Consider the following 3,026-nt stretch of genomic DNA (forward strand, 5'->3'; position numbering starts at 1 on the left):
AATTAAGAACTAAAGAAAAATCAGTAAGGTTAGAAACTAATTTAGTGTAAACTCTAATCTATAACTTTTGTAAAGCATGTATCTTAACGAACATTATGAAAAACATCTTTGCTATCATATTTTCTCTACTAATTGGACAGTTTGTATTTGGACAAAAAACACCGATTTCCTATGTGAATAATGAAAGAGTTAATGATAGTTCTGTTAATCCTTGGGTAATTGATAATAGAATAAGTGAAATTACACTGACCTCAAAAAACGAATTTGAATTTCGGAGTTTTCCTATTCCATCAAGTTGTTTGACTTGGAGAGAGCATAAAGGAACTTGGGAAAGGAAAAACGATACTCTTATTTTTTCAGAACAATATGAAATCGTAGAAAGTGATGCGCGATTTACCTTTTCGAATAAAAATAAAAACGAATATTATCATCTTGAATTCGGAACTGATAAAAAATCAAAACTATCTGACAAACATATTGAAATCAAATTCGTTTATGATTTCGACTCGGATTTTAAAGATGTTAAACTCAAAATGGAATTGGAAAATGATTTTAGTTTAAAAATTCCATACAATCAAATTCCGAATCGGAAAAATTTAGCATCAATTAGATTCGAATATTTCTTACCTAATGGAGAAAAAAGAAATGGTTACATAACAGAAAATCAAACTGTAAATGTAAAAGAGAAAGACCTTCCGAATTATATCGGAATTACATTAATTGAGAAACCTAAAAAAGAAATTATCTATAGAATTACAAAGGCGATTTTAATAGACAATAAGATTAAAATAATTTCGAAAGAAAAGAGCAAAACAAATTTACCAGATTATACCGAAGATATAGAATTTAAGGAAATTTACGAAAATGAATCTTAAAAATAACTGTGGGCAACAACGTGTATAATTCATTGCTAGTACTCGCCTACTTACGAAAATCCTTGCGGATTTTCTATTCGGTTTGTATTTGCTAAATTAGTTGCTGAAACACGCAACGAAATCATACACAAAACCGTTGTAAAACATTCCCCACACACGAAAAACCCGTTAATTTCTTGAGCTAACGAGTAAAATTTTTGGGTAGGAAAATTATAGTAAATTTGACGTTAGTCAGAATTTGAGAAACAGAAATAACATAAAATATTTTGCTTTACTAATTGTGATAATCGGATTATCATATTTGGGTTATAAAGGGTATCGGAATTATCAAAGAAATGAGATTATTAAAAAATCAAATACTAATCTGATTTTTTCTGACTCAAACTCGAAATTCAAAAAACCCACTTACTCTGATTCTGAATTTGAATTTAACAACTCATTACTAAAATCAATAAGCAAACTCAAAGATTCAGTCATAACCGAATTTCTAAACAGAACTACGGAAAGGATTGTTTTTATTGGTCCTGAAATAGATACATTAACTGTTAAAGTGGACAACAGACTTGAATACGATTATTCATCTTCACTTGACAAAGGAAATTACGATAAAGATTTTAATGAATATTTAGTTAATTCTTTAAAGCCATTTCTTTTAAAAAACAACATCGGACAAATCGAAATCTATACATTGGTGCCAACTGAATATAGCAATATTCCACTACCAATTGGAACTTTAACGAACTTTGATATTGAAAAAGAATATGACAAATAAAAACGTTTTACAACACCGTATATAAGCTATGGCTTGGTCAGTCCTCACTTGGAAAATCCTGCGGATTTTCCAAAGCCAGTTTTTATCAGGAAAGGTCTGTGCCGAGACACGCCACAGCTCATATACATAAACGTTGTAAATAATGCCAGAACAGAATTGAATTTAGAACAATATTTTGACGGAATTTCCAAATCACTTTCTAATGCGAAAGACCTTTTTGATGATGCAGAAATCTTATTTAATTTAGAACGATATCAACGTGCTTATACTTTGTATCAATTGTCAATAGAAGAAATTGGTAAAGCTTCTTTAATATATTCTTTTGTTTTAGATAAAGATTATAACAACGAAAATGAATTTAAGGTTTTTAAGAAATCATTTTTAAGTCATAAACAGAAAACTGTGAGTTCTAACGGAATTGACTTAATATTCTCATTTTTGAACAACGATGTTCGAATTAAGAAAAAGTTAATCTATCAATATTTTTTATTTGACAAACATTTGAGTCAACTAAACGACTATAAAAACAGAAGTCTTTATACCGATATTTCTAATAATAAGTTCATTTCACCTAAAGAAACAATAACAAAAGAAATAACTGATGAAATAAAGTTCGTAGCTGAAATTAGACTAAATGTTGCTAAAGTTTTTTTAAAAGTTGGAATGGAGGAATTTGACGGAATAAAAAAAGCATCTAAAAATCTTGACACACAAAGTATAATTGATAATCCACCAGAAGAAATAATTGAGTTTATTAAACTAAAATATGGAATTGAATTAAAAAAAGATTAATAAGCACTATTTACAACACCGTATATAAGCTATGGCTTGGTTTGTCCTCACTTGGAAAATCCTGCGGATTTTCCAAAGCCAGTTTTTATCTGGAGAGGTTCGTGCCGAAACACGCCACACCTCATATACATAAACGTTGTGTACAAGCTGAGCCGAGCCGAATAAAACAAAGCAGTTTTTAAGAAAAATTTTTTGGTTTTTTAAGCCAGATATTATCTGAAATAAAATTGTTTTGACGAGCTACTTCTCCAACAAAAACTACTCGGACGGAAGCGTTGCGAGTAAAAAAACAAACCAATCTGGTCGGAATCGTTGTGGGTAAAATAAAACCAATCTGAACGGAAAAAACTCAACGGACTTTACTCGGACGGAATCGTTGCGGGTAAAAAAATAAATCAATCAGGTTGGAATCGTTGCGGATAAAATAAAACCAATCTGAATGGAACATTGCCAGCGGAACTTACTCAGACAAATAATAAAAAGCCTGTACACAACAAAGAACTGAGGCAAAAAACAAGCCTTTTCTCCATTAAATTTTGACAAATGTGTTCCTGGCATTGTTGAAGTGGAACAAATCTCCTTCGTCG

The 3,026-nt window shown here is 30.4% G+C and carries 4 protein-coding genes; 3 read left to right on the plus strand and 1 reads right to left on the minus strand.

From position 1 onward, the window contains the following. The first annotated feature begins 95 nt into the window (after positions 1-95). The 3 genes from BXY82_RS15385 to BXY82_RS15395 all read left to right on the plus strand — a co-directional run bounded on the left by BXY82_RS15385 (position 96) and on the right by BXY82_RS15395 (position 2,439). The gene (locus tag BXY82_RS15385) at positions 96-875 is read left to right on the plus strand and encodes a hypothetical protein (RefSeq protein WP_133759109.1); all 780 of its coding nucleotides are present in this window, start codon (positions 96-98) and stop codon (positions 873-875) included. Between the two features lie 280 nt (positions 876-1,155). Beyond that, on the plus strand, positions 1,156-1,647 hold the full coding sequence (locus BXY82_RS15390; protein WP_133759110.1) for a hypothetical protein: 492 nt from the start codon (positions 1,156-1,158) through the stop codon (positions 1,645-1,647). A gap of 48 nt (positions 1,648-1,695) precedes the next feature. Continuing rightward, positions 1,696-2,439 (plus strand): AbiV family abortive infection protein, encoded by a 744-nt coding sequence (locus BXY82_RS15395; protein ID WP_166643318.1) that lies wholly within the window; start codon positions 1,696-1,698, stop codon positions 2,437-2,439. Between the two features lie 399 nt (positions 2,440-2,838). Here the strand turns inward: BXY82_RS15395 and BXY82_RS15550 are convergent. Beyond that, positions 2,839-3,026: hypothetical protein (locus BXY82_RS15550; RefSeq protein WP_208293713.1), on the minus strand; the 188-nt coding region annotated here is incomplete at its 5' end.

Origin of the sequence: Gelidibacter sediminis (assembly GCF_004364975.1) — a bacterium.
GTDB lineage: Bacteria > Bacteroidota > Bacteroidia > Flavobacteriales > Flavobacteriaceae > Gelidibacter > Gelidibacter sediminis.